20 protein-coding genes and 1 riboswitch are annotated in these 21,950 nt (G+C 71.3%); of the genes, 4 read left to right on the top strand and 16 right to left on the bottom strand.

Annotated elements, in window-relative coordinates; genetic code table 11:
- Positions 1-16: 16 nt before the first annotated feature.
- On the bottom strand, positions 17-1,159 hold the full coding sequence (locus OO47_RS01725; protein ID WP_030205651.1) for a glycosyltransferase family 4 protein: 1,143 nt from the start codon (positions 1,157-1,159) through the stop codon (positions 17-19).
- A gap of 85 nt (positions 1,160-1,244) precedes the next feature.
- Here OO47_RS01725 and OO47_RS01720 point away from each other — a divergent pair, with 85 nt between their 5' ends.
- A complete protein-coding gene (locus OO47_RS01720) occupies positions 1,245-2,540 on the top strand; it encodes a glycosyltransferase 87 family protein (RefSeq protein WP_033207724.1) in 1,296 nt (431 codons plus the stop codon).
- 45 nt (positions 2,541-2,585) lie between these two features.
- Here the strand turns inward: OO47_RS01720 and OO47_RS01715 are convergent, their stop codons facing one another.
- The 5 genes from OO47_RS01715 to OO47_RS01695 form a co-directional block, all read right to left on the bottom strand.
- Positions 2,586-3,809: a hypothetical protein gene (locus OO47_RS01715; protein ID WP_030205654.1), complete on the bottom strand. Its 1,224-nt coding sequence runs from the start codon at positions 3,807-3,809 to the stop codon at positions 2,586-2,588.
- A 91-nt stretch (positions 3,810-3,900) separates the two neighbouring features.
- On the bottom strand, positions 3,901-4,950 hold the full coding sequence (locus tag OO47_RS01710; RefSeq protein ID WP_030205657.1) for a C40 family peptidase: 1,050 nt from the start codon (positions 4,948-4,950) through the stop codon (positions 3,901-3,903).
- A 194-nt stretch (positions 4,951-5,144) separates the two neighbouring features.
- On the bottom strand, positions 5,145-6,194 hold the full coding sequence (locus OO47_RS01705; RefSeq protein WP_030205659.1) for a C40 family peptidase: 1,050 nt from the start codon (positions 6,192-6,194) through the stop codon (positions 5,145-5,147).
- 255 nt (positions 6,195-6,449) lie between these two features.
- Positions 6,450-7,814, bottom strand: a complete 1,365-nt coding sequence (locus OO47_RS01700) for an NYN domain-containing protein (protein WP_030205661.1) — start codon at positions 7,812-7,814, stop codon at positions 6,450-6,452.
- Between the two features lie 33 nt (positions 7,815-7,847).
- A complete protein-coding gene (locus OO47_RS01695; protein ID WP_030205668.1) occupies positions 7,848-8,090 on the bottom strand; it encodes a hypothetical protein in 243 nt (80 codons plus the stop codon).
- A 159-nt stretch (positions 8,091-8,249) separates the two neighbouring features.
- On the opposite strand from OO47_RS01695, the gene OO47_RS01690 reads away from it, so the two are divergent.
- Positions 8,250-8,984: a rhomboid family intramembrane serine protease gene (locus OO47_RS01690; protein ID WP_030205670.1), complete on the top strand. Its 735-nt coding sequence runs from the start codon at positions 8,250-8,252 to the stop codon at positions 8,982-8,984.
- Positions 8,981-9,262 (top strand): Lrp/AsnC family transcriptional regulator, encoded by a 282-nt coding sequence (locus OO47_RS01685; protein ID WP_030205672.1) that lies wholly within the window; start codon positions 8,981-8,983, stop codon positions 9,260-9,262. Before OO47_RS01690 ends, OO47_RS01685 begins: the two co-directional genes overlap by 4 nt.
- A 71-nt stretch (positions 9,263-9,333) precedes the next feature.
- On the opposite strand, the gene OO47_RS01680 is transcribed toward OO47_RS01685, so the two are convergent.
- From OO47_RS01680 to ctaE, 6 genes are all read right to left on the bottom strand, one after another.
- Positions 9,334-10,752 (bottom strand): aminotransferase class V-fold PLP-dependent enzyme, encoded by a 1,419-nt coding sequence (locus OO47_RS01680; RefSeq protein WP_030205674.1) that lies wholly within the window; start codon positions 10,750-10,752, stop codon positions 9,334-9,336.
- Positions 10,753-10,961: 209 nt separating this feature from the next.
- Positions 10,962-11,078: riboswitch (SAM riboswitch) on the bottom strand.
- An 86-nt stretch (positions 11,079-11,164) separates the two neighbouring features.
- On the bottom strand, positions 11,165-12,229 hold the full coding sequence (gene trpD, locus OO47_RS01675; RefSeq protein ID WP_030205675.1) for an anthranilate phosphoribosyltransferase: 1,065 nt from the start codon (positions 12,227-12,229) through the stop codon (positions 11,165-11,167).
- A gap of 126 nt (positions 12,230-12,355) precedes the next feature.
- Positions 12,356-13,981 carry a cytochrome bc1 complex cytochrome b subunit gene (gene qcrB, locus OO47_RS01670; RefSeq protein ID WP_030205676.1) on the bottom strand — a complete coding sequence of 542 codons (1,626 nt, stop codon included), beginning with the start codon at positions 13,979-13,981 and terminating at the stop codon, positions 12,356-12,358.
- A complete protein-coding gene (qcrA, locus tag OO47_RS01665; RefSeq protein ID WP_030205678.1) occupies positions 13,978-15,030 on the bottom strand; it encodes a cytochrome bc1 complex Rieske iron-sulfur subunit in 1,053 nt (350 codons plus the stop codon). Before qcrA ends, qcrB begins: the two co-directional genes overlap by 4 nt.
- Positions 15,027-15,836 carry a cytochrome bc1 complex diheme cytochrome c subunit gene (gene qcrC / locus OO47_RS01660; protein ID WP_030205683.1) on the bottom strand — a complete coding sequence of 270 codons (810 nt, stop codon included), beginning with the start codon at positions 15,834-15,836 and terminating at the stop codon, positions 15,027-15,029. The genes qcrA and qcrC overlap by 4 nt, the downstream gene beginning before the upstream one ends.
- Before the next feature lie 74 nt (positions 15,837-15,910).
- Complete coding sequence (gene ctaE, locus OO47_RS01655) at positions 15,911-16,531, bottom strand: aa3-type cytochrome oxidase subunit III (protein ID WP_030205686.1); 621 nt, start codon at positions 16,529-16,531, stop codon at positions 15,911-15,913.
- A 202-nt stretch (positions 16,532-16,733) separates the two neighbouring features.
- Between ctaE and OO47_RS01650 the strand changes: the two genes are divergently transcribed.
- The gene (locus OO47_RS01650; protein ID WP_030205693.1) at positions 16,734-17,135 is read left to right on the top strand and encodes a DNA-binding transcriptional response regulator; all 402 of its coding nucleotides are present in this window, start codon (positions 16,734-16,736) and stop codon (positions 17,133-17,135) included.
- Between the two features lie 14 nt (positions 17,136-17,149).
- On the opposite strand, the gene OO47_RS01645 is transcribed toward OO47_RS01650, so the two are convergent.
- The 4 genes from OO47_RS01645 to ctaC all read right to left on the bottom strand — a co-directional run bounded on the left by OO47_RS01645 (position 17,150) and on the right by ctaC (position 21,619).
- Positions 17,150-18,403, bottom strand: a complete 1,254-nt coding sequence (locus tag OO47_RS01645; RefSeq protein WP_033207719.1) for a L,D-transpeptidase — start codon at positions 18,401-18,403, stop codon at positions 17,150-17,152.
- A 122-nt stretch (positions 18,404-18,525) separates the two neighbouring features.
- On the bottom strand, positions 18,526-18,924 hold the full coding sequence (locus OO47_RS01640; protein ID WP_030205698.1) for a cytochrome c oxidase subunit 4: 399 nt from the start codon (positions 18,922-18,924) through the stop codon (positions 18,526-18,528).
- Positions 18,921-20,657 (bottom strand): aa3-type cytochrome oxidase subunit I, encoded by a 1,737-nt coding sequence (gene ctaD / locus OO47_RS01635; protein ID WP_030205699.1) that lies wholly within the window; start codon positions 20,655-20,657, stop codon positions 18,921-18,923. The genes OO47_RS01640 and ctaD overlap by 4 nt, the downstream gene beginning before the upstream one ends.
- On the bottom strand, positions 20,654-21,619 hold the full coding sequence (ctaC, locus tag OO47_RS01630; protein ID WP_030205700.1) for an aa3-type cytochrome oxidase subunit II: 966 nt from the start codon (positions 21,617-21,619) through the stop codon (positions 20,654-20,656). Before ctaC ends, ctaD begins: the two co-directional genes overlap by 4 nt.
- Positions 21,620-21,950 lie beyond the last annotated feature (331 nt).

Raw genomic sequence — 21,950 nt, 5'->3', positions numbered from 1 at the left:
CTCACGTCCGTACCGCTCAGAGCAGTTCGCGCAGCCGTTCCGCGAGGAGGTCCCAGCGCCACTTCTCCTCCACCCAGGCCCGGCCCCGCTCGCCCATGCGGGCGCGGAGTCCGGGGTCGAGGAGGAGGGTGGCGACGCGGTCGGCGGTCTCCTCGGGGGATTCTCCGCGCACGACCCAGCCGGTCTCGCCGTCGAGGACGGCGTCGGGGGCGCCGCCGGAGTCGCCGGCGACGACGGGCAGTCCGGTGGCGGAGGCCTCCAGGTAGACGATGCCGAGGCCCTCGACGTCGAGGCCGCCGCGCCGGGTGCGGCAGGGCATGGCGAAGACGTCGCCGGCCCCGTAGTGGGCGGGCAGTTCGGCCCAGGGGACGGCGCCGGTGAAGCGTACGGATCCGGCCACGCCCGTCTCGGCGGCCAGGCGCCGCAGGTCCTTCTCGTACGGGCCGCCGCCGACGATCAGGAGGACGGCGTCCGGGACCCGGCGCAGGATGCCCGGCAGGGCCCTGATCAGGGTGTCCTGGCCCTTGCGCGGGACGAGCCGGGAGACGCAGACGACGACGGGGCGGTCGCTGAGCCCGAGGCGGGCGCGGACCTCGTCGCCGCCGGAGCCGGGGTGGAAGGTCTTCTCGTCCACGCCGGGCGGGAGCTGGACCATCCGGTCGGCGGCGGCGGGCGTGAGGGCCGAGGCGATCCGGGAGCGGGTGTACTCGCCGAGGTAGGTGATCGTGTCGGTGCCCTCGCCGATGCGGCGCAGCAGCTGCCGGGCGGCGGGCAGCTGGGCCCAGCCCGCCTCGTGGCCGTGGGTGGTGGCGACCAGGCGCCGGGCGCCGGCCCGGCGCAGGGCGGGGGCCGTCAGGCCGAGCGGGGCCGCGGCGCCGAACCACACGGACTCACAGCCGTGTTCGCGCAGCAGCGCGGTGGCGCGGGCGGTGACCCGGGGGGTGGGCAGCAGCATGGTGGTGCGGTCCCGGACGACGGTGAAGGGCTGTTCGGCGTCGAACGCGGCCGTCGCCTCGGCCCCTTCGCGGCCGCGCTTCCAGGTGGAGGCGTAGACCACGACCCGTTCGGGGTCCAGGCGGAGGGCCATGTTGTGCAGGAAGGCCTGGATTCCCCCGGGACGCGGCGGGAAGTCGTTGGTTACGATCAGGGTCTTGTGCATCGTGGCCGACAGTACGCGATCGCACCCCCAGCCCGGCACCACCACTCCCCCGCGCGAGCGGGCCGACCCGACGAGGACGAGTCACGTGACGACGGGCGCGGCGGGGAAGGGATCACGCGCGGGCCTGTGGCTCCCGGTCGGCCTCTGGGGGCTCACCCGGGTCCTCCTCCTGCTCTGCGTGTTCGACGTCGTGGAGGTGCCGGGGCCGGACATCGCGTACGACGTCGAGAACATCTACCGGGGCTGGTACGAGGTGCTGCGGGACGGCACGTACCCGCGGGACGACGTCACCTGGCAGTACCCGCCGGCGGCGGCGTTCGTGATGCTCGCCCCCGACCTGCTGCCGTTCCTCGGCTACGCGGCCGCCTTCTTCGTCCTCGCCCTGCTCTGCGACGCGCTGGTCTTCGGCCTCCTCCTGCACACCGGCCGCCGGGCGGGCCGGACCTCCCGGGGCGCCTGGATCTGGCTGGCGGGCGTCGCGCTGCTCGGCCCGACCGCGTACGCCCGGTACGACGTGATGGTGACCGCCGTCGCGGTGGCGGGGCTCCTCGCGGCCGGTCGCGGCCCCCGGGTGCTGGGCGCGCTCGCCGGTTTCGGGGCGGTCCTGAAGGTGTGGCCGGCGCTGGTGCTCGTGGGCACCCCGAAGGGGCGGGCGACGTTCCGCTCCTGGTCGGCGGCGGCGGGCGCGGCGGCCGGGGTGCTGCTGCTGTGCGTGCTGTGGAAGCCGGGGGCGCTCTCCTTCCTCACCTTCCAGCGGGACCGGGGCACCGAGGTGGAGTCCCTGGGCGCGACGGTCTTCCACGTGCTGCGGCACTTCGGCTGGGAGGGCGAGGTGCGGATGAACTACGGCTCGATGGAGTTCCTCGGCCCCTACGTGTCCGCGGTGTCGGCGGCCGCGATGGCGGTGACGGTCGGCGCCTTCGGCTGGCTGCTGCTGTGGCGGATCAGGGCGCGCCGGTTCGTCTCCTCGACGGTGGCGGACGCGGCCTTCGTGGCGGTGCTGCTCTTCACGCTGACGAGCCGGGTGCTCTCCCCGCAGTACATGCTGTGGCTGATCGGCCTGGCGGCGGTGTGCCTGGCCTTCCGGTCGAGCCGGATGGAGCGGCCCGCGCACCTGGTGGTCTGGGCGACGGCGGTGACGCAGTTCGAGTTCCCGGTGTGGTTCTGGCACGTGACGCGGAGCGATCCGCTGGGCATGGCGGTGCTCTTCACCCGCAACGGCCTGCTGCTCGCCGCCGCCGTCCTGGCCTGCCGGATCCTGTGGCGGCAGACGGTCACGGAGCCGCGCCTCACCACCGCGCCCGTTCCCGCGCAGACCTCCCGCCCGGACCTCGAGGGGGCCCTGCCGGGCCCGTCCCGCCCGTCCCGCTCGGCCCGCTGAGAAAGGGCGCCCTCTCCCCTCCGCTCCCGATCCGCCGGACAGGTCCTATCCGAGCTGCTCCGCCACGTACGTCCGCCAGGACTCGGTGAACTCCTCCGGGGTGGTGTCCAGGACGTCGTGGAGGGCGTTCTCCACCGCGCCCTCCCGGCCCGGGTGCGCGCCCACCGCCCGGTAGAACGCGGTCAGCCTCTCCTCGCCCCAGCGCTCCGCGACCATCTCGCAGGCCAGCCAGCCGCCCTCGTAGGCCCGCGCCAGGGCCTCCGCGTCCCCGCCGAAGGCGAAGTCGGCGTCCTCCGGGAGGCGGACGGGCGGCTCGCCGCCCTGGACGGCGCGGCGCAGTTCGGGGGCGGCCTGGGCGGGGGTGCGGTCGGCGTCCCGGTAGGCGACCCAGTCCGCGAAGCCCTCGGAGAGCCAGACCGGGGTCGACGGGGTGGTGTGGGCGCGGGTGGCGACGTGGACGGTCTCGTGGGTGAGGACGAGCTGCCGGCCGAAGTCCCCGAGGACGCCGTACGCGTCGGGGTTGACGATCACCCGGTCGGCGGACGCGTCCTTCCCGCCCCTGCTCTCGCCCGTGGTGACGGCTGCTATCCCCCGGTAGGAGTCCCCCGGCGCCCCGAGGAGCTGTCCCATGGCGTCCAGGGAGCCGGGGACGAGGACGACCACCCGGCGGGCCCAGTCCTCGGGCCAGGCCCCGGCGACGGCGGGGACCGCCCGGTCGGCCGCCGCAGCGATCTCCCGGAGCCGCGCCCGGTCCCGGCCGGTGCCGAGGACCAGCGAGCGGGTGCCGTGGACGGCCGTGACGTCGCCCTGCTCCCACAGCTGCCGGGGCGCGCCCTCGGCGGGCCGCTCGCCGGTCACGTACCAGCGCCCGTTCCGCTCGGTGAGGTCCAGGACGCGGGCACCGGTGACGGGCCGCCGGTCGTGGCCCCTGAGCCGGTGGCCCAGCTCGGCGCGGGCGGTGACCCGGTCGGGGGCGGTCCGCTCGACGCCGGTGACCCGGTACGACCACCCGTCGAGCGGCACCGCGGCGAGCCGGCGGTAGACGGTGAGGGCGGTCGGCGCGTACGCGGGGTCGAGGGCGGCGCGATAGCCCTGTTCGTCGCGGGCGAGGAGGGCCGCGGCGTGTGCGTCGAGGAGCGCCTGGATCTCCCGGGAGGCCGTGCGGACGGGCCCGGTCTCCGCGCAGCCGACGAGGCCCGTCAGGGCGAGCAGCAGGGCCAGCAGGCAGAAGACCGCCGGCCGTCGCGCTCCGTACCCCTGACCCGCCACGCCTCCGATCGTACGATCCGAACGGCGGGGGCGGCTCCCGAGCCGTCCGGCTCAGCCCCGGCTCGCCGCCGCGGCCCGGCTCGGGTCCGGTTCAGACCCGCGTCACCGTCACGTGCGACATCATGTTCACCGGGTCGTAGCGGACCCTGGCGCCCGGGTAGGGGGCGTGGATGACCTGGCCGTTGCCGACGTAGATCGCCACGTGGCTGGCGTCGCTCCGGTACGTGACCAGGTCCCCCGGCTGCGCCTGCGAGAGCGGCACCTGCCGGCCCGCGTGCCGCTGGGCGGCGGAGGTGCGCGGCAGGCTGATCCCGGCCTGGCGGTAGGACCAGACCATCAGGCCGGAGCAGTCGAAGGCGGAGGGCCCGGTCGCCCCCCACACGTACGGCCTGCCGACCGCGCCCCGGGCGGCGGCCACGGCGGCGGCGACCCGCGAGGAGACCGGCCCGGCGTCGGCGGCGGACATCGCCTCCCCGGCCCCGGCGGCGGCACCCCCGGCGCGGGCGTCCTCGCGGCCGCCGGTGCGGGAGGCGCGCTCCTCGAAGTCGGCGCGCTCCTCGGCGGTGAGGGAGGCGAGCACCCGGCGGGCCTCGGCGAGCTTCCGCTCGACGGTGCGCTTGTGGCGGGCGACCTCGGTCCGGCTGCGCTCCAGTTCGGCCAGGGCCGTGCGGGCCTCGCTCCGCTGCTGGCCCAACCGGCGCTGTTCCCGCTGGAGTTCGCCGAGCGCGGCGCTCTGCCGGGCGGTGAGCCGGTCGAGGGCGGAGGCGCGTTCGAGGTAGCTGTCGGGGTCGGAGGAGAGCAGCAGGGCGAGGGCGGGGTCGATGCCGCCGGAGCGGTACTGGGCCCCGGCGACCGAACCGAGGACGCCCCGCATGCGGTTGACGCGCTCCTGGCCGCGGGCGAGGCCGTCGCGGGCCCGGGCGACCGTGCGGCGCAGCGCGTCCGCCTTCTCGTCCGCCTCGTTGTAGCTCTCCGTGGCCCGCTCGGCCTCCTCGAAGAGGCGGTCGACCGTGGTCCGGGCGGCCCCGGTGCCGGCCCCGGGGTCGGCGTTCGCGGGGACGGCCCCGAGGGACGCCGCCGCGGTGGCCGCGGCGGCGGCGGTGAGGACGGTGACCCGGGCGGGTCGGCGGTGGGACGCCACGGATCGCGCTCCGTTCGGCTCGACGCAGACTGGCGCGGCAGACAGTAGCCGCTGATCACTCTCCGTCCAACGAAGGCGCCGGGCACGCACAGTGACGCCCCGCCGGAGAACACAGGTCACCGGCGGGGCGTCGCGTCAGTGCGCGTCGCGGCGAACCACCCGTTCGGGCGGCATGCCGCGGCGGTTCGCGGGGGTCAGCCGCCGATGCGGACGCCGAACTGGAACGTGCCCATGTAGTCCATGGACTCGTAGCGGACGTTGGTGCCCGGCTTGGGGGCGTGCAGGATCGTGTTGTTGCCCGCGTACAGACCCACGTGCGACAGGCTGTTGAAGAAGACCAGGTCGCCCGGCCGGAGCTGGCTGCGGCCGATCTTCGTGCCGTCGTTCTGCTGGGTGTAGGTGACGCGGCTGAGCTTGGCGCCGGCCTTCCCGTAGGCCCACTGGGTCAGACCGGAGCAGTCGTACGCGTTGGGGCCCTCGGCGCCGGAGACGTACGGCTTGCCGATCTGGGTGGCGGCGGCGCTGAGCGCGGCGGCACCGAGGCCGCTCGCGGGCACTTCGTTGCCCAGGTCGACGCGCTCGCCGGCGGCGCGGCTGGCGCGCTGCTCCTTGGCCCGCTCCTCCTGCTCCAGCTTGGCCTTCTCGGCGGCCGTGAGGGTGTTGAGGAGCTTCTGGGCCTCGGCCAGCTTGCTCTGGTACTTCTGCTTCTTCTCGCCGAGGGACTTGCGGACGCCGTCGAGGTCGGCGAGCTTCGAGGTGGCCTCGGCCCGCTGCTGGGCGAGGGTGCGCTGCTTGGCCTGGATCTGGGTGAGGACGTCGGCCTGCTGGGCACTCAGCTGGTCGATCGCGGACGCCTTGTCGAGGTAGGTGTCCGGGTCGCCGGAGAGGAAGAGCTGGAGCGCCGGGTCGATGCCGCCGGAGCGGTACTGGGCGCTGGCCACCGAACCGATCTTGTCGCGCAGGGCGTTGAGCTCCTGCTGTCCGCGGGCCACCTTGTCCTGGAGCTCGCCGATCTCCTTCTGCAGCTCGCCCCGGCGCTCGTCGGCCTGGTTGTACTGCTCCGTGGCCTCCTCGGCCTCGTGGTGCAGTGCGTCGACCTTCGACTTGACCTCGTCGATCTTGGGCTTGGCGGGGGCCGCCTGGGCGCCGGACTGGGCGGTCAGGGCGACGGCGGCGGCCGCGGTCACGGTGAGCACGGTCACACGGGCGCGGCTCGGCTGCTTGGGTCGACGGTGGGACGCCACGAAGGCGAGCTCCTTCTTCCTCGAGCCGCCCAACCGGTCAGGGGCAGGCGGTTCCTCCGCCGTCACCCCGGATGGGTGATCAACCGCGCGAAGGTTCGAGGCCTGACCCTAGTGACCGAGTTGTGATCATTCAAATCCCACCGGAGAAAATCTCGCTCACGCACCACATTATTTACCTACATCACACGGGTAGTGAGGGGGGGTTGACGGTCCGCCATCCACAATCCGGGCATAAGGTCCAGGAGTTGCGAGGGGTTACGAGAGCCGCGAAAGCCGCTTCAGCAACAAGGCGGACGCGACCGGCCGCGCCCCGGCCTTCGCGACCCCGTCGGCCACCTCGCGGTCCGTGGAGACCACCACGACCGGCCGCCCCGGCGGCTCCGCCCGGACCAGTTGCCGGATCAACTCGTCCGCCGTCACACCGGGCTTGGAGAACAGCACCCGCACCCCGCGCGGCGGCGCGAGGAGCACCGGGGCCGCCAGCTCCGCCCCGTCGAAGACGCAGGTGACCTCGGCGCCCGAGCGGGCCGCGAGGGCCGAGAGCCCGCCGAGCAGCCGCAGCCGCTGCTTCTCCAGGGGCATCGTCGGATAGCCGGTCTTGGTGACGTTGTAGCCGTCGACGACCAGGTGCGTCTGCGGCAGCGACAGGAGCTGGTCGAGCAGGGCCGGGTCGGTCTCGGAGAGCGCCCGGGTCGCGATGTCCTTCGGGGACATCCGCCCCGGCTCCACCGCGTCCACGGTGTCCGCCGGGTGCGTCGAGACGGGCGGCAGCGCCAGCTCGCGGCGCAGCCCCTGGGCCGCGTCCAGGACCGTGTCGAGCAGCAGCCGCAGCCGCATGTCCTCCACCGAGCGCCCCTCCCGGGCGCTCCTGCGACTGGCCTCCAGGGCCGCCTCGACCTCGCCGAGCCGGGCCTTGAGCCGCCGGCCCTCGCTCTCGGCGGCCGACACCTGGGCCGCCGCCTCCGCCCGTACGGCCTCGATCTCGCCCCGGGCCTTGCGCAGCGCGGCCTCGCCCCGCTTCACGTCGCTCTGCGCGCTGCGCAGCTTGCGGTGGAGGGACTCGGCCTCCCTGCGGGCCGCGTCGAGGTCGTGCCGCAGCTGCTCGGTCTCGCCCCGGGAGCGGTCCCGGGCGGCGGCCAGTTCCTCGCGCAGCCGCTCCAGTTCGCGCCGCCCGGCCTCGTCGGCCCGCTCGGCGTCGGCCCGCAGGGCCTCCTCGCCGGCGGCGGCGACCAGCTTGACCCAGCCGGGCGGGCGCAGCACGTAGGCGGCCGCCGCCACGTCGACGGGGTCGGCGGCCGCGGGCGGGTTGCCGCCCTCGACGGCTCCGGCCAGCTCGGGCCGGCCCTGCTTGAACCGCTCGCCGATCCGCTGCCGGAAGAGCGGGTCGGTCTCCAGGGCGGCGGCCATCGCGGTGCCGGCGAACTTGGCCCGCCGGCTCGCGGTGAACCGGGCGTACTGCCGCAGGGGCGCGGGCAGCTCCGCGACGGTCAGCCCGCCGAAGGCGTCGGCGACCAGCGCGACGACCCGCCGCCGTACGGCTTCCGGCAGTGGGTGGTCGAGCGTCTCGGCAGCGTCACCTGCCGCGCCGGCCGGCTCTCCACCGTGCGCGGGCTGCTCCACGATCCGTCACCCCTATGTCGTCCGCGCCGTCCCTCAGGAGGCGGCGCCCGGCCTGTCCACCAGTTCGATCCGGTCCACCGCGTTGCACCAGCGGCAGCGGACCGACTCGATGGTCTCACTGACCACCTGCCGCTCCTCGACCGTCGGCTCCCCGGCGAGGTCCAGATGGACGTACTCGACGACCTTGGACGAACGGGTCACGTCGAAGCGGGTGAGGTTGCCGCAGAGCGTGCAGCGCCAGCGGGTCTCGGCGGTCGGCAGGGGAACCGTCGTCATCGAGCCGTCCTTCTTCCTGTTGCGTGGTACTCAGGTGCGGGAGCCGCGGTGCGCCGTCGAACTGCGGTCGTACTGTCCGCAACCCTACGGCCTCACGGCCGGGCGGGGGCACGGCGAGGCACTCTGTCCACTTCGCCACCGGTACGCCATGATCTGGCCATGATCGATTGGCGAAGCGCGGTCACCGGCACCTGGCGGGGCGTCCGCGGCGGGCCCGCGGTGACGTACGGGCTGATCGCCGCCTGCTGCCTCCTCTTCCTGTTCAGCCCGGTCTCCGGACTGAACCCGGCGCACGGCACGGGGGACGCGCTCCTGGCGGCCCAGGGCTCGTACTTCCGCCGCTGGGGGGTCGTCCCCGCCGAGCTGATGAGCGGCGAGCCGCGCGCCCTGCTCACCCCGTTCACCGCGCTCTTCGTCCACGGGAGCTGGCTCCACCTCCTGGGGAACATGCTCTTCCTGTACGTCTTCGGCGCGATGGCCGAGGAGCGCATGGGCCGGGTGGCGTACGCCCTCTTCTACCTGGGCACCGGCTACCTCGCCCTCGCCGGGTACGCGGCGGCGCACGCCCACAGCGAGCAGACCCTCGTCGGGGCGTCGGGGGCGATCTCCGGGGTGCTCGGGGCCTTCCTCTTCCTCTTCCCCCGCTCCCGGGTCACCAGCCTCTTCCCCTTCCTCTTCTTCCTGCCGCTGCGCTTCCCCGCCTGGATCGTGCTGGTCTTCTGGTTCACGCTCCAGTGGATGGCCGCGCGGGCGGCGGGCGCGGGGCCCGGCGTCGCCTATCTGGCCCACGTGGTGGGCTTCGCGATCGGCTTCCTCTACGCCTGGGTGCGCTACCGGGGTGGGGATAGAGTGAAGGCCCCAGCCGCGGCGACCGAGGGAGAAAGCCAGCCGTGATCACCGCGATCGTGCTCATCAAGACCAGCGTGGACCGCATCCCCGAGATCGCCGAGTCGATCGCGGCACTCGACAGCGTCAGCGAGGTCTTCTCGGTGACCGGCACGTACGACCTGATCGCGATGGTCCGGGTGCCGCGCCACGACGACCTCGCGGACGTGATCCCCGGCAGCATCAGCAAGATCCCGGGCGTCGAGGCCACGGACACGCACGTCGCGTTCCGCACGTACTCGCAGCACGACCTGGAGGCGGCCTTCGCCATCGGTCTGGAGTCCTGAGGCTCCGCAGACGCGCACAGGGTGGAGGGGCTTCCCGGTCGGGAGGCCCCTTCACCCGTACGAGTGACCGGTCAGCCGCGGTCGGGGACGCAGCGGCCGTCCTCGGTGCGGTACTTCCACCGGGCGCCGTCCCGGACGAGCTCCTTCACGGCGCGGACGAACCGCTCCACGTGCTCGTCGGGCGTACCGGCGCCGAAGCTCACCCGGATGGCGTTGAGCGACCGCTCGCCGGGCGCGGCCTCGGGGGCGCCGCACTCGCCCGGGTCCCGCGGGTCGCTGCCGAGCAGGGTGCGGACCAGCGGGTGGGCGCAGAAGAGGCCGTCGCGGACGCCGATGCCGTACTCGGCGGAGAGCGCGGCGGCGAAGTGGGAGCTGTTCCAGCCCTCCACGACGAAGGAGATGACGCCGACGCGCGGCGCGTCGTCGCCGAAGAGCGAGAGGACCCGGACCTCGGGGACCTCGGCCAGGCCCGCGCGGACGGTGTCGATCAGGTGCTGCTCGCGGGCGACGAGGGCGTCGAAGCCGGCCTCGGTGAGGGCCTTGCAGGCGGAGGCGATCGAGTAGACCCCGATGACGTTCGGGGAACCGGCCTCGTGCCGGGCCGCGGTGGTGTGCCACTCCACGTCCACACCACCGTCGGCCCGACGCGCCACCTTGCGGGAGGCGCCGCCGCCCGCGAGGTAGGGCTGGGAATCCTGGAGCCAGTCGGCGCGCCCGGCGAGGACGCCGGAGCCGAAGGGCGCGTACAGCTTGTGCCCGGAGAAGGCGACCCAGTCCACGTCGAGTTCGGTCACGGAGACCGGGTGGTGGGGCGCGAGCTGGGCGGCGTCGAGCACGATCCGGGCGCCGTGGGCGTGCGCGGCGGCGGCCAGCTCCTTGACCGGCCACAGCTCGCCGGTGACGTTGGAGGCGCCGGTGACGCAGACCAGGGCGGGTCCGTGGGGGTCGCGGTCGGCCAGCGCCCGCTCCAGGATCTCCACGGCCCGGGCCGGGGTCCGGGGCGCGTCGAGGTAGGTGACCCGGGCGTCCCGCCACGGCAGCAGGGAGGCGTGGTGCTCGGTCTCGAAGACGAAGACCTCGCAGCCGGCCGGGATCGCGGTGGCGAGGAGGTTGAGCGAGTCGGTGGTGGAGCGGGTGAAGACGACCTGGTCGCCGGGGCGGCAGTCGAGGAACTCGGCGACGGTGGCGCGGCTGTTCTCGAAGAGGTCGGTGGAGAGCTGGGAGAGGTACCCGGCGCCGCGGTGGACGCTGCCGTAGTACGGGGCGTACGCGGCGACGTCGTCCCAGACCCGCTGGAGGGCCGGGGCGCTGGCCGCGTAGTCGAGCGCCGCGTAGGTCACCTCGCCGCCGGTGACGAGCGGGACGGTCACGTCCCGGCCGAGGACGGGCAGCGGGGCGGCGCAGCAGGGGTCGGCGGACTCGGTGGCGACGGTCTCGGCGACGGTGGTCTCGACAGCGGCGGTGGCGACGGCGTCAGGGCGTGCGGACATGGCGGTATCTCCCGGCGGGCGGTGCGGAATGGCTTCGGTGATCCCGTACGCGGCCGGACACGGCGGGGTACGGGTGAGGCCTCGGACGGCACGGGGGTACGCGGAAGGGACCCCGGATCCGAGGGTGAAGAAGGGGCGGACTCGCCCTATCGCATTCGCTTGCTCACGGAAAAAGCTCCTCGAGAGACCAGGACCCCTGGTGTTCGAGGGGTCCGCGCTTGCCGTAGACCTCGCTGCCTACGGCCTGGTCATCACCCGGGGCACCCCGCCACGGACGGAGGGTTGCCGGACAGCAGGCCGGGGCCAGAACGCTGTCACTCGTGACCTGAAGAGCATCCTGCCACAGGAGCGCCGATGCGCAAGACCCCGGTCCGCATGCTGGACCGGGGTCGTACGGCGAAAGGCCGGAACACTACGCGTTGCTGACGGAGATCCAGCGCTCCAGGGCCCGGCGGGCGGCGCCGGAGTCGATCGCCTCGGCGGCCTTGGCGATGCCGGCGCGGATCTGCTCCACCAGGGTGCCGTCCCCCGGTGCGAGGGCCGTGAGGGCCGCCGCCGAGTTGAGCAGCACCGCGTCCCGCACCGGGCCGGTCTCCCCCGCGAGCAGCCGGCGGGCCACGTCGGCGTTGTACGAGGCGTCCGCGCCGCGCAGCGCCTCCACGGGCACCAGGTCGATGCCGACGTCCCGGGGATCGAAGGCCTCCTCCCGCACCGAGCCGTCCCGGACCACCCAGACCCGCGAGGTGGCCGTGGTGGTCAGCTCGTCGAGCCCGTCGTCGCCGCGGAAGACCAGGGCGGAGGAGCCGCGCTCGGCGAGCACCCCGGCCATGATCGGGGCCATCCGGGCGTCGGCGACGCCGGTCGCCTGGGCCCGGACGCGGGCCGGGTTGGTGAGCGGACCGAGGAAGTTGAAGGTGGTCCGGATGCCCAGCTCCTTGCGGGCCGCGGCGACGTGCCGCAGCGCCGGGTGGAACTTCACCGCGAAGCAGAAGGTGATGCCCGCCTCCTCGGCGACCTCGGCGACCCGGCGCGGGGTCAGCTCCAGGTTGACGCCGAGCTTCTCCAGGACGTCGGAGGCGCCGGAGGCGGAGGAGGCCGCCCGGTTGCCGTGCTTGACGACCTTGGCACCGGTGCCGGCGACCACGATCGCGGACATGGTGGAGACGTTGACGGTCTTGGCGCCGTCGCCGCCGGTGCCGACGATGTCGACGGACGGGCCGGGCACCTCGATCGTGTTGGCGTGCTCGTACATCGTCCGGACGAGTCCGGAGATCTCCTCGACGGTCTCGCCCTTGGCGCGGAGGGCGACCGCGAAGCCGGCGATCTGCGCGTCGGTGGCCTCGCCGCGCAGGATGCGGTCCATGGCCCAGGCGGTGTCCTCGGCGCTCTGGTCGCGGCCGGTCAGCAGACCGTCCAGGACGACGGGCCAGGAGCGGCCCGCCGTGGTAGGTCCTCCAGCGGGGGTCGCAGCGCTCATGGCAGCTCCTGGTCATCATGGCGTGACGGATACGGCCCCACCCTATCGACCCCCGGGGACGGCAAAGAGCCCCGTCCATCGGATGGACGGGGCTCTCGCCGTGGCGGACTTCAGGTGTTCAGGCGATCAGTGGTGGCCGTGGCCGCTCTGGATCTCCTTGTACTCCTCGACGGTGGGCTTGGCGATCTGGTTGTCCTCGCCGTAGTAGCCCTTGTTGAGCTTGACCCGCAGCTTCTCCATGCGGCCGATCTTCCGCTCGACGCCGTTCTCGTCGACGGCCGGCGGCAGCTCGGCGGGCGCGTACTGCTCGTGCGCCGTGAGGCGGTGCAGCTCGCCCTGGCTGAGCGGCTCGTGGACCTCGACGAACTCACCGTGCGGCAGGCGCTTGATGATGCCCGACTCGCGGCCGTGCAGCACCTTGTCCTTGTCCCGGCGCTGGAGGCCGAGGCAGATCCGCTTGGTGACGATGAACGCGATGACCGGACCGGCGAAGAAGAAGATCCGCACGAACCAGGTGATCGAGTTGATCGACAGGTGGAAGTGGGTCGCCCAGAGGTCGTTTCCACCACCCACGAGCATGATCATGTACGCGGTGATCCAGGCGACGCCGAAGGCGGTGCGCGTCGGAGCGTTGCGCGGGCGCTGCGCGATGTGGTGCTCGCGCTTGTCGCCGGTGATCCAGGACTCGATGAACGGGTAGACCGCGATCGCGCCGAGCACCGCCGGGAAGATCACCAGCGGGATGAACACGCCCAGGACCAGCGTGTGGCCCCAGAGGTTGATCTCCCAGCCGGGCATGACACGGATCAGACCCTCGGCGAAGCCCATGTACCAGTCGGGCTGGGCGCCGGTGGACACCTGGTCCGGGCGGTACGGGCCGAGCGCCCAGATCGGGTTGATCGAGGCGATCGCCGCGATGATCGCGATGACGCCGAAGACCAGGAAGAAGAAGCCTCCGGCCTTCGCCATGTACACCGGGAGCAGCGGCATGCCGACGACGTTCTTGTTCGTGCGGCCGGGGCCCTCGAAGTGCGTGTGCTTGTGGACGAACACCAGGATGAGGTGGGCGACCATCAGGCCCAGCATGATGCCGGGCAGCAGCAGCACGTGCGCCGAGTAGAACCGGGCGACGAAGTCGCCGCCGGGGAACTCCCCGCCGAACAGGAACATCGAGAGGTACGTGCCGACGACCGGCACGGACAGGATCGCGCCCTGCATGAAGCGGACACCGGTGCCGGAGAGCAGGTCGTCCGGGAGCGAGTAACCGGTGAAGCCGGTGAACATGCCCAGGAAGAACAGCAGGAAGCCGAACAGCCAGTTGATCTCACGCGGCTTGCGGAACGCGCCCGTGAAGAACACGCGCATCATGTGCACGAACATGCCGGCGAGGAAGATCAGCGCCGCCCAGTGGTGGATCTGCCGGATGAGCAGACCGCCGCGCACCTCGAACGAGATGTGCATGGTCGAGTTGAACGCCTCGGACATCAGCTGTCCCTGGAGCGGGACGTACGGCCCGGCGTACTCCACCTCGTTCATCGACGGGTGGAAGAACAGCGTCAGGTAGACGCCCGTCAGGATGATGATGATGAAGCTGTAGAGGCAGATCTCGCCCAGCATGAAGGACCAGTGGTCCGGGAAGATCTTCCGCATGTTGGCCTTGGCCAGCGTGTAGATCCCCAGGCGGCCGTCGGCCCAGTCGGCGACCCGCTCACCGGCGGGCGCCTTCTTCTTCGTATCGGTCACGGTGCTCATCCGCGCTCCCAGAAGGCAGGACCGACGGGCTCGTCGAAGTCGCCGAGCGCCTCCAGGAAGCCCTTCTCGTTCACGCCGATCCGCAGCTGCGGAAGGGCGTGACCGGCCGGGCCGAAGATGACGCGGGCGCCGTCGGAGAGGTCGAAGGTGGACTGGTGGCACGGGCAGAGGACGTGGTGCGTCTGCTGCTCGTACAGGGAGATCGGGCAGCCCACGTGGGTGCAGATCTTCGAGAAGGCGACGATGCCGTCGTGCGACCACTCCAGCTCGCGCTTGTCCTTGATGTCCTCCGGCTGGATCCGGACGATCATCAGGGCGGCCTTGGCGATCTCGGTCTGGAAGTGGTGGTCGTGCTCCGAGAGGCCCTCGGGCATCGCGAAGGTCAGCGAACCGACCGCGACGTCCTCGGGGCGCAGCGGCTCGTGCGTGTTCATGTTGATGAGCTGCTTGCCCTTGGCCCACAGGGTGGTCCGGAGCTTCTTCTCGGGCAGCGGGCCCATGTCGCGCAGCAGGACGATGCCGGAGAGCGGCACCAGCGACAGCGCGCCGAACATCGTGTTGCGGATGAGCTTGCGGCGGCCCATGCCGGACTCGGCGGCACCGGCCGCGAAGTCCGCCATGACCTTCGCCTTGACCTCGGGCGACGCCTCGATCGGGTGGCGCTCGTCGGCGACCTCGACGTCGGACATCAGGGTGCGGGCCCAGTGGACCGCGCCCGCGCCGATGAAGAAGAGGGCCGCGCCGAGGGTCAGACCCAGGGCGAAGTTGAGCGCGGACACCCGGCCGAAGGGCCAGATGTACACGATCTTGTCGACCGGGAAGATCACGTACGAGGCGATGAAGCCGACGGTGGCCAGCATCGACAGCGTGAACATGAAGGCGACCGCGCGCTCGGACCGACGGGCGGCCCGCTCGTCGATGTCCTGGATGCGGGGCTTGTGGGGCGGGAGGCCCGGGTCGGCGAACGGGTCGTCGGCGACCTTCACCGCGCCGTGCGCGGTGTCCTGCCCTGCCGGCAGGTTCTCTTCTGAAATCTCTTGGCTACTCATGACTTCTTGGCCTTAGCGGTGTGGGCCGCGACCCAGACGGCAACTGCGATCAGCGCACCCAGACCGAAGACCCAGGCGAACAGGCCCTCGCTGACGGGACCGAGACCACCGAGCGAGAGGCCGCCCGGGTTGTCGGCCTTCTCGCTGTTGACGGCCTGGACGTACGCGATGATGTCCTTCTTCTGCTGCTCCGGCATGGTCGTGTCCGGGAAGGAGGGCATGTTCTGCGGGCCGGTCTGCATGGCCTCGTAGAGGTGCTTCGGGCTCACGCCTTCGAGGCTCGGGGCGTACTTGCCGTGCGTCAGCGCGCCGCCCTCACCGGTGAAGTTGTGGCACTGGGCACAGTTGGTGCGGAACAGCTCGCCGCCCTTGGCGGCGTCGGCGCCCGCGGGGTCGTACTGCTTCTCGGTCGGCGTGATCGGACCGGCGCCGAGGGAGGCGATGTACGCCGCGAGCTGGTCGATCTCGGCCTGCGAGTAGATGTTCTTCTTCTTCGGGACCTGCGCGCCCGGCTGCTGGGCCGGCATGCGGCCGGTGCCGACCTGGAAGTCCACGGAGGCCGAACCGACGCCCACGAGGGACGGGCCGTCAGAGGTGCCCTGACCGCCGGTTCCGTGGCAGCTGGCGCAGCCGACGGAGTAGAGCTTCTTCCCCTCCTCGATGGCGAGGGACTGGGCGGTCTCGTCGGCCTTCGCCGTGCCCGCGGGCGCGAACGCGGCGTACAGCCCCCCCGTGGCCGCCAGCGCGAGAAGTAGGACGACGACCGCCGCCAGCGGATGGCGTCGTCGTGCGGAGAGCTTTTTCACGGATTACCCCGGTGTCAGGATCTTCTGCGTCGATGCTTGCTGGATGTCTCGGTCCGCCGTGCCGGCGGGACCGATCACTTGATCATGTAGATCGTGGCGAAGAGGCCGATCCAGACGACATCGACGAAGTGCCAGTAGTAGGACACGACGATGGCGGCGGTTGCCTGCTCGTGAGTGAACCTCTTGGCGGCGTACGTCCGGCCGAGGACCAGCAGGAAGGCGATGAGACCGCCCGTCACGTGCAGGCCGTGGAAGCCGGTGGTCAGGTAGAACACGGAGCCGTACGGGTCCGACGAGAGGGAGAGCCCCTCGTGCTTGACCAGCTCGGTGTACTCGAAGACCTGGCCGCCGATGAAGATCGCACCCATCACGAACGTGATGATGAACCACGTCCGGAGCTTCTTCACGTCGCCCCGCTCGGCGGCGAAGACGCCGAGCTGGCAGGTGAGGGAGGAGAGCACCAGGATCGTGGTGTTGGTCGCCGAGAACGGGAAGTTCAAGGCGTCTGCCTTTTCCGCCCAGAAGTCGGCACCCGTCACCGATCGCAGGGTGAAGTACATCGCGAAGAGGGCCGCGAAGAACATCAGCTCGGAGCTCAACCAGATGATGGTTCCGACGCTGGTGAGGTTCGGTCGATTGACCGACGGGTGTGCGTGCCCTGTTTCTACTGTCGTTACTGTCGCCACGACCGACATTATGTCGGTCGCTTATCCCGCCCTCACTCCGGGGGGTGCCGTTCGGAGTGTCAGGGGGGTGTGTCCAGCCCGAACGGCCCAGCGCGGAGCCCCCGGGACACCCTTCGAACAGGTGTTGAACGGCTGTTGACGGGCTGTGGACCGGAGTAGCATCCGCGGCATCGATCGACGACCTTCCCACGGACTTCCCCACGGAGGAACGATGCAGTCGAGTGCCACGGTCCTGGTCTACAGCGACGACGCGAACACCCGCGCGCAGGTGCGCCTGGCGGCCGGACGCAGGCCCGCGGCGGACGTTCCCCCGGTCGAGTTCGTGGAGTGCGCCACACTCCCCGCGGTCCTGAAGCGCCTGGACGAGGGCGGGATCGACGTCTGCGTCCTGGACGGCGAGGCCGTGCCGGCGGGCGGCATGGGGGTCTGCCGGCAGATCAAGGACGAGGTCTTCCGCTGCCCGCCGGTGCTGCTGCTCATCGGCCGCCCGCAGGACGCCTGGCTGGCCACCTGGAGCCGGGCGGACGCCGCGGTCACCCTTCCGGTGGAACCGGTCGAGTTCGCGGCGTCCCTGGCGTCCCTGCTGCGCTCCCGCCTCTCGATCGGCGCGTGAGCCGGCCGGGCCGGTCAGAGGGAGGGCCGCAGCCGGGCCTGCTCGGTGGAGACCACCGGTTCTCCGGCGGCCTCCACCAGGGCGCTGCCCTCGCGCCACTTCTCCCAGGACAGGTTCCAGTCCCCGAAGCCGTTGCCGAACCCCTCCATCGTGTCCCCCGAGCTGTTGACGGTCTTCACGATGTCGCCGGGGCGTACGGTCTCGAAGAACCAGGCCGCGTTCCCGGTCGACATGCCCACGCAGCCGTGGCTGACGTTCGCCAAGCCCTGCGAGCCGACCGACCAGGGCGCGGCGTGCACGTACTCGCCGCTCCAGGTCACCCGGGTGGCGTAGTACACGGGCAGGTCGTACGACTCGGCGCTGCCCTCCGCGATGCCGACGGTGGTGCCCCGCATCCGGACGTAGTACTCCTTGCCGAGCACCACCTTGACGCCGTTGCGAGTGTCGAAGCCGGGCTTGCCCGTGGTCACCGGAATGGTGTTGATCACTTCCCCGTTGCGCTTCACCGTCATGTGGTGCGTCCCGGCGTCCGCGATGGCCTCGATCCGGTCGCCGATGGTGAGCTTCAGCGGCTTGGACTCGCCGCCGTAGAGCTTGTCGCCGACCTTGAGGCCGTCCAGGTTGCCGCTGACGGTGACGGTCGCGCCGGCGGGCCAGTACTCCTTCGGGCGGAAGTGCAGCTTCTTGTCGTCCACCCAGTACCAGGAGCCCTCGACGGAGGGGGTGGAGCGGACCTTGAGGGCGCGTTCGACGATCGCGCGGGAGGCCCGGTCCTTGACGGGGAGGCTGAGCTCGGCGGTGATCGGCTGCCCTACCCCGTACGTGCCCGCCTCCGGCCCGAAGGCCGCGGTCAGGGCCCGCTTCGCCGGGGCCGTCTCGAACGTGAACGTACGGGCGCCGGGGGCGCCGTCCTTGTCCTCCGTGGCCACCCGGACCGTGTAGCGGGCCCCGGCCGCCAGGGTGGCCGTGGAGCGCCAGCGCCGTCCGTCCGCGGTGAGCTCGCCCGCGAGGTGGCGCCCGGAGGCGTCGACGGCGGTGACGTCGGTGATCCGGCCCTCGTCGCCCTTGGCGGTGATCTCCAGGGGCTTCTCGGGGTCCGCCTTGGCTCCGTCGGCCGGGGCGCTGACGGCGAGCTGGTCCGCCGCGTCGTACGCCTTCACCGTCAGGGGGTGGTCGTCCGGTCCGGAGCACGCGGCGGTGCCCGCGGTGACGGTCACGGCCAACAGGGTGCAGCCCAGAACAGTCCGAATGCGCGGCGTGTCGTTCATGACCTCACCGTAAGAACAACCCTCGGAGGGGGCGCGCCGAGTGCGGCAAACGAGGGGCCCGGCCACTTCGGTGACGAAGTGGCCGGGCCCCTCGGTGTGCTCCGGTGCGGAGCGGGGTGCGGCTACTGGTTCTGGTTCTCGCCGCGGTAGAACTCGAAGACCCAGCCGAACAGGCCGACGAGAATCAGCGGGGCGGAGAAGTACAGGATCCACCAGCCCATCGCGACGGCGAGGAAGGCGAGCGCGCCGCCGACCGCGAGCGAGAGCGGCTGCCAGCTGTGCGGGGCGAAGAAGCCCAGCTCGCCGGCCTCGTCCGCGACGTCGGCCTCCTTGTCGTCCTGCGCCATCGCGTCGACCCGCTTGGCCGTGAAGGCCAGGTAGTAGCCGATCATGATGGCCAGGCCGAAGGCCAGGAAGAGCGCCGTCGTGCCGACCGGCTCCTTGGACCAGACGCCGTACAGGATCGCCATGGCAAGGATGAAGACGCTCAGCCAGATGAACATCTTGCCCTGGATCTTCACTTGCCGGCCTCCTTGCTGCCCGTGAGGGCCTCGGCCTCGTGCGGCTTGTTCTCGAGCTGGTCGAGGGCGGCGATCTCAGGGTGGTGCAGGTCGAACGCCGGGGATTCCGAGCGGATGCGCGGCAGGGTGAGGAAGTTGTGCCGCGGCGGCGGGCAGGACGTCGCCCATTCGAGCGAACGGCCGTAGCCCCACGGGTCGTCGACCTCGATCTTCTTGCCGTACTTGGCGGTCTTCCAGACGTTGTAGAAGAACGGCAGGATCGACAGGCCGAGCAGGAAGGAGGAGATCGTCGAGATCGTGTTCAGGGCGGTGAAGCCGTCGGCGTCCAGGTAGTCCGCGTAACGGCGCGGCATGCCCTCGGCACCGAGCCAGTGCTGCACCAGGAAGGTGCCGTGGAAGCCGATGAACAGCGTCCAGAACGTCATCTTGCCGAGGCGCTCGTCCAGCATCTTGCCGGTGAACTTCGGCCACCAGAAGTGGAAGCCGGCGAACATCGCGAAGACGACGGTGCCGAAGACGACGTAGTGGAAGTGCGCCACGACGAAGTACGAGTCGGAGACGTGGAAGTCCATCGGGGGCGAGGCCAGGATGACACCGGTCAGACCACCGAAGGTGAAGGTGATCAGGAAGCCGATCGTCCAGAGCATCGGTGTCTCGAAGGACAGCGAGCCCTTCCACATCGTTCCGATCCAGTTGAAGAACTTCACGCCGGTCGGTACGGCGATGAGGAACGTCATGAAGGAGAAGAACGGGAGGAGCACGCCGCCGGTGACGTACATGTGGTGCGCCCACACGGTCACGGACAGACCGGCGATGGCGATCGTCGCGGCCACCAGGCCGATGTAGCCGAACATCGGCTTGCGGCTGAAGACCGGGATGATCTCGGAGACGATGCCGAAGAACGGCAGGGCGATGATGTACACCTCTGGGTGTCCGAAGAACCAGAAGAGGTGCTGCCAGAGCAGGGCGCCGCCGTTGGCCGCGTCGAAGACGTGGGCACCGAACTTCCGGTCCGCCTCCAGGGCGAACAGCGCGGCCGCCAGGACCGGGAAGGCGAGCAGGACCAGGACACCGGTCAGCAGCACGTTCCAGGTGAAGATCGGCATGCGGAACATCGTCATGCCCGGAGCGCGCATGCAGATGATCGTGGTGATGAAGTTGACCGAGCCGAGGATCGTGCCGAAGCCGGAGAAGGCCAGACCCATGATCCACATGTCGGCGCCGACGCCCGGCGAGCGGACGGCGTCCGACAGCGGGGAGTAGGCGAACCAGCCGAAGTCGGCCGCACCCTGCGGGGTGAGGAAGCCGGCCACCGCGATGATCGAGCCGAAGAGGTAGAGCCAGTACGCGAACATGTTCAGCCGCGGGAACGCCACGTCGGGCGCGCCGATCTGCAGCGGCATGATCCAGTTCGCGAATCCGGCGAACAGCGGCGTCGCGAACATCAGCAGCATGATCGTGCCGTGCATCGTGAACGCCTGGTTGAACTGCTCGTTCGACATGATCTGCGTACCCGGACGGGCCAGCTCGGCGCGCATGAAGAGCGCCATGAGTCCGCCGATGCAGAAGAAGACGAACGACGTGACCAGGTAGAGCGTGCCGATCGTCTTGTGGTCGGTGGTGGTCAGCCACTTCACGACGACGTTGCCGGGCTGCTTGCGGCGGAGCGGAACCTCGTTCTCGTAGGGCTCCTCAGCCGCAGCCGCACCCTGGGGTTCGTTGAGGATACTCACAGTACCTTCTTCTCCGCGTTCCTGGCCGGTTCCGTCTGCTCGATGCCGGACGGGATGTAGCCGGTCTGCCCCTTCTCCGCCAGCTCCTTCAGGTGCTGCTGGTAGCGCTCCGGGGAGACCACCTTGACGTTGAAGAGCATCCGGGAGTGGTCCACACCGCACAGCTCGGCGCACTTGCCGAGGAAGGTGCCCTCCTGGGTCGGGGTGACCTCGAAGGCGTTCGGGTGGCCCGGGATGACGTCCTGCTTCATGAGGAAGGGGACCACCCAGAAGGAGTGGATGACGTCGCGGGAGGTCAGGACGAACCGGACCTTCTCGCCCTTGGGCAGCCACAGGGTCGGACCCGGGTTGCCGGTCTGCGGGTTGCGGTCACCGGGGATGCCGGCGTCGTAGACGCCGCCCGCGTTGTCCGGGAACTGGACCTTGTACCTCTCGGGCACGGTTTCCAGGTTCTTGTCCGTCTTGGCGTCGCCCTTCACGCCGGGCACGTTCTCGATGTAGTTGAAGCCCCAGCTCCACTGGTAGCCGACCACGTTGATGGTGTGGGTCGGCTTTTCGGAGAGCTCCAGGAGCTTCGACTCGTCGCGCGCGGTGAAGTAGAAGAGCACCGAGACGATGATGAGGGGGGTGACCGTGTACAGCGCCTCGATGGGCATGTTGTAACGGGTCTGCGGAGGTACCTCGACCTTGGTGCGGGTGCGCCGGTGGAAGATGACGGACCACAGGATCAGGCCCCACACCAGTACACCGGTGACGAGGGCGGCCGCCCAGGAGCCCTGCCACAGGGAGAGGATCCGAGGAGCCTCCTCCGTGACGGGGGTGGGCATACCAAGGCGGGGGAAGTCTTCCCAGTTGTACGAGCAGCCGGTGGCTGTCGCCAGGATCAGGCCCGCAGTCAGCACCTGCGGCAGCTTCCGCCGCATCGGGCGCCGCGACGAGCGGTCGGAGCCGTTGGGACTCACGTAGCGCCTTCCCGAGAGTCTCGGCCCGCGTTGGTCGGCCACGGCCGTCCGTCTCGCTGGTCGGTCGCCGCCCCGGCCGCGGGCAGGGGTTTGGATGTTTATGCGGACCAAACCCTACTGGACGCTATTTGGGGTCGCGCGGGGAGGGTGCCCAACGCGCCGTCCGACTCCCCGAAGGGGTGGAGCCGGGGGTTCCGGAGGGAGGCGGGGAAGGCCCGTCCGGGGGCCTGGCGACGGGCCGGACGGGTGTTCTGACGAGGGTTCACCGGACGGGGCGGGCGACACGCCGGGGCCGGGGAGGGCGCGCCCGGTGCGGAGGCGGGGCGCGGCC

The sequence above is a fragment of the Streptomyces bikiniensis genome (assembly GCF_000716625.1).
Classification (GTDB): Bacteria; Actinomycetota; Actinomycetes; order Streptomycetales; family Streptomycetaceae; genus Streptomyces; species Streptomyces bikiniensis.
Note: the sequence above shows the minus strand (reverse complement) of the source record. Positions and strands in the feature narration are given on the sequence as shown.